The organism is Streptococcus parasanguinis (genome assembly GCF_001578955.1).
GTDB classification, from domain to species: domain Bacteria; phylum Bacillota; class Bacilli; order Lactobacillales; family Streptococcaceae; genus Streptococcus; species Streptococcus parasanguinis_U.
In genome coordinates this window covers 471757-474948 of sequence record NZ_KQ969690.1, presented here as the reverse complement: position 1 = coordinate 474948, position 3192 = coordinate 471757, and the positions used below count along the sequence as shown (strand labels likewise).

The 3192-nt window shown below is 41.4% G+C and carries 4 protein-coding genes and 1 pseudogene; 1 reads left to right on the top strand and 4 read right to left on the bottom strand.

Annotation, left to right across the window (positions count from 1 at the left end; translation table 11 throughout):
- Positions 1–968: ATP-binding protein (locus tag SPADD19_RS06185; RefSeq protein ID WP_241496499.1), on the bottom strand; the 968-nt coding region annotated here is incomplete at its 3' end.
- Positions 969–1158: 190 nt separating this feature from the next.
- Between SPADD19_RS06185 and plsY the strand changes: the two genes are divergently transcribed.
- The gene (gene plsY / locus SPADD19_RS06180; protein ID WP_277619466.1) at positions 1159–1800 is read left to right on the top strand and encodes a glycerol-3-phosphate 1-O-acyltransferase PlsY; all 642 of its coding nucleotides are present in this window, start codon (positions 1159–1161) and stop codon (positions 1798–1800) included.
- A 57-nt stretch (positions 1801–1857) separates the two neighbouring features.
- On the opposite strand, the gene SPADD19_RS06175 is transcribed toward plsY, so the two are convergent.
- The 3 genes and pseudogenes from SPADD19_RS06175 to SPADD19_RS12695 form a co-directional block, all read right to left on the bottom strand.
- Positions 1858–2268: a hypothetical protein gene (locus SPADD19_RS06175; protein ID WP_061455597.1), complete on the bottom strand. Its 411-nt coding sequence runs from the start codon at positions 2266–2268 to the stop codon at positions 1858–1860.
- A 56-nt stretch (positions 2269–2324) separates the two neighbouring features.
- Positions 2325–2690, bottom strand: coding sequence for a hypothetical protein (locus SPADD19_RS06170; RefSeq protein WP_003003707.1), 366 nt, complete (start codon positions 2688–2690; stop codon positions 2325–2327).
- A 98-nt stretch (positions 2691–2788) separates the two neighbouring features.
- Positions 2789–3192: pseudogene (locus SPADD19_RS12695) on the bottom strand (translation factor (SUA5)); the annotation flags it as partial.

The following is a 3192-nucleotide window of genomic DNA, read 5'->3' as shown; positions in this document are numbered from 1 at the left end:
CGATAGTCTGATCCTTCCAAATTCTTGTCTTTTTCTTTGAGGAGTCCTGTCTTTCTTGCATAGTCGTTCATAGCCTTGGTAATGGCTGTCTTCAGACCTGTCTCGTGGGTTCCCCCATCTTTAGTGCGGACATTATTAACGAAGGACAAGATATTATCTGAGTAACCATCATTGTATTGCATGGCCACTTCTACCTGAAAACCATCTGATTCGCCACTAAAGTAGAGAACCGGTGTCAAGGTTTCCTTATCTTCGTTCAAGTACTCTACAAAATCTTGGACACCATTTTCATAATGAAAGGCCACATGGTTGTCTTCTTCCTTACGGAGATCGGTCAGCGTCAGCGTCACATCCTTAAGCAAGAAGGCTGATTCTTTGATCCGCTCAGCAATGGTATTGAATTTGAAATCCGTCGTTGAAAAGATGGTTGGATCTGGCATGAAGGTGACCTTGGTCCCCGTCTTAGACTTGGGAGCAGAGCCAATCTTCTCGAGTGTTGTAACTGGTTTTCCCCCATCTTCAAAACGTTGCTTGTAGACAGCTCCATCACGCGTAATTTCTACCTCTAGCCAGCTAGAAAGGGCATTGACAACAGAAGATCCCACTCCGTGAAGACCTCCAGATGTCTTATAGCCTCCTTGACCAAACTTCCCTCCGGCATGGAGGACCGTAAAGATCACCTCAACGGTTGGTTTACCCATAGCATGCATCCCGGTCGGCATCCCACGTCCCTGGTCTTCTACCGATAGAGAACCATCTTTATTAATCGTTACATCGATTTGTGATCCAAAGCCAGACAAGGCTTCATCGACCGCATTATCCACGATCTCCCAGACCATGTGATGCAAGCCATTGCCGTCGGTCGATCCGATATACATCCCTGGACGTTTTCGGACCGCATCCAACCCTTCTAGTACCTGAATGGCATCGTCATTATAATTATTAATATTGATTTCCTTTTTTGCCACAAGGAACCTCCTGTTTGTTCATCTTTTCTATATTACAGTTTTTTAGGAAATTTTGCAAAATTTTTTCTCTCTATATGGAGATTTCTATATCCCAGTACAAAATGTTAGCTGAGCACTTTCTTCAGATGTCACACTTGAACTCCAGAAATTGCTTTTTCTATCGATGGCTTTTTGATATAATGAAGGTATGATGAAAGAAATAAGTGTTTTAATCTTAGCCTATCTGTTAGGCTCCATTCCTTCGGGATTATGGATTGGGAAAGTCTTTTTTAATATTAATTTACGAGAACATGGATCAGGCAATACAGGAACGACCAATACCTTTCGGATTTTAGGGAAGAAAGCTGGGATCATCGTCTTTGCGATTGATTTCTTGAAAGGGACACTGGCCGTTCTCCTTCCGACTTTCTTTGGAATTCAGGGGATCTCGCCGATGGTCTTTGGTCTCTTAGCCGTTTTGGGGCACACTTTCCCAATTTTTGCTGGATTCAAGGGTGGAAAAGCAGTGGCGACGAGTGCTGGTGTCTTACTTAGTTTCTCGCCTATCCTGCTTCTCATTTTAGCTGTTTATTTTGTAGCTAGCCTTTATTTAACCAGTATGATTTCGTTTTCGAGTGTTACCGTTGCGCTACTCGCCATTCTTTCGGTCCTCCTTCTTCCTTTGACTGGATGGATCTTGCACGGTTATGATCCGCTTTTTACAATCATTGTCCTGGCCTTAGCGACCTTGATCATTCTTCGACATAAGGACAATATCCAACGGATCAAAGAGAAAAAAGAAAATCTCATCCCTTGGGGAAAGAACATCACCCATCAACAACCAAAAAACTAGAGCATGAGCTCTAGTTTTTTTGGTTGGATCCCCCTTATACTTTTGAACAGATCCTCATTATAAAGCATCGACTAAGTCCATCAGTATTTCCATAGGAGTTTTTTTCCTACGACCATTAACAGTTTCGATCATGTGATAAACTTTTAAACGATTGTCATTGCTAAATACAAACTCAAAGCGGAACTCCCGTCCGTTGGGTGCCACTGTATCAAATTTCGTTTTATATTTATCATGAACGGGGCTAACTGGAAACTTATTGAAGAGCAAGCGTCGCTTATCTCCCGCTTCTTTTAGACAGTTTTCTAGTTCTTGACAATAGTCATAAAACAGCTGATAGAGGTCTTCTTCTGAAATTCTTCTTCTCCGAACTAATGATGTAAAATCCGAAAAACTTCTGCGAGGAATTTCAATGCTAAATGAGAAGCCCTCTTGGTTGATTCTTTCTAAAAATGCATCTCTTGAAATCATAGAACCACTCTTTCTTTTATCAATCTGTAGTGAACCCTTATTGTTTCTATACATCGTCAATCCATTATGTAATCAAGCAGATCCATTAAGGTTAGTTTTTTACGACCATTGACGGTCTCAAATAAATTATAAACTCTTAGTTCTTGATTCTTTTTAAAAGAAAACTCAAAGCGGAACTCACGGCCATTACATGCCGCTACATAAAATCCGGTCTGATATTTCCTCTTATCCGCTACTACTTGCATTTGCTGGTCTTCTACCTCTCTACAAAGTAAAAGAAAGATCTGATAGAGTTGCTCCTCAGAGAGCCTTTTTCTCCAAACCAATGACTTGAAGTTATTGTACGTCCACCATGGGATTTGGATGTTGAAGGAAAAACCTTCCTGATTGGCTTTATCGATAAATGCTTTTCTGGAGACCATACCACTTCCCCTTTTATTGGAACATTGTTTGACTCTATGATACCATCTTTTATCCTTTCACAAAAAAGCATCCCCAATGGAATGCTTTTTTCTGTTTCTTAATAGTATTCCCCTTGGCGGTAGTTCCAAGAGTTGAAATGATCAGATAAGTGCATCATAATCTTATCGATATCCAATCCTTTACGGATCACAACTGGACAAGTATTGACAGAACGGCTACCTGCTCCTTGTTCTGGGATGAGTTTTCCTTCGGCATCAACCATAGAGACCATCACGCCTTGTTCATAGCGCGTTTCAATGGTCTTGTCTGGTTGGATAGAAGCTACATAATCATCGGCTTCGATAACCAAGTCCAAAGCACCTTCGATACGCTCACCGATTCCTTCGACCTTCCCGCGGTTACCTTTACCGGAAGGGTTGGCTGAAGAAGCGTAAACCATCTTACCTTCTTTTTCCCACATTTCTTTGGCAATTTGCTCACCAGCTTTACCAAATTTGATGA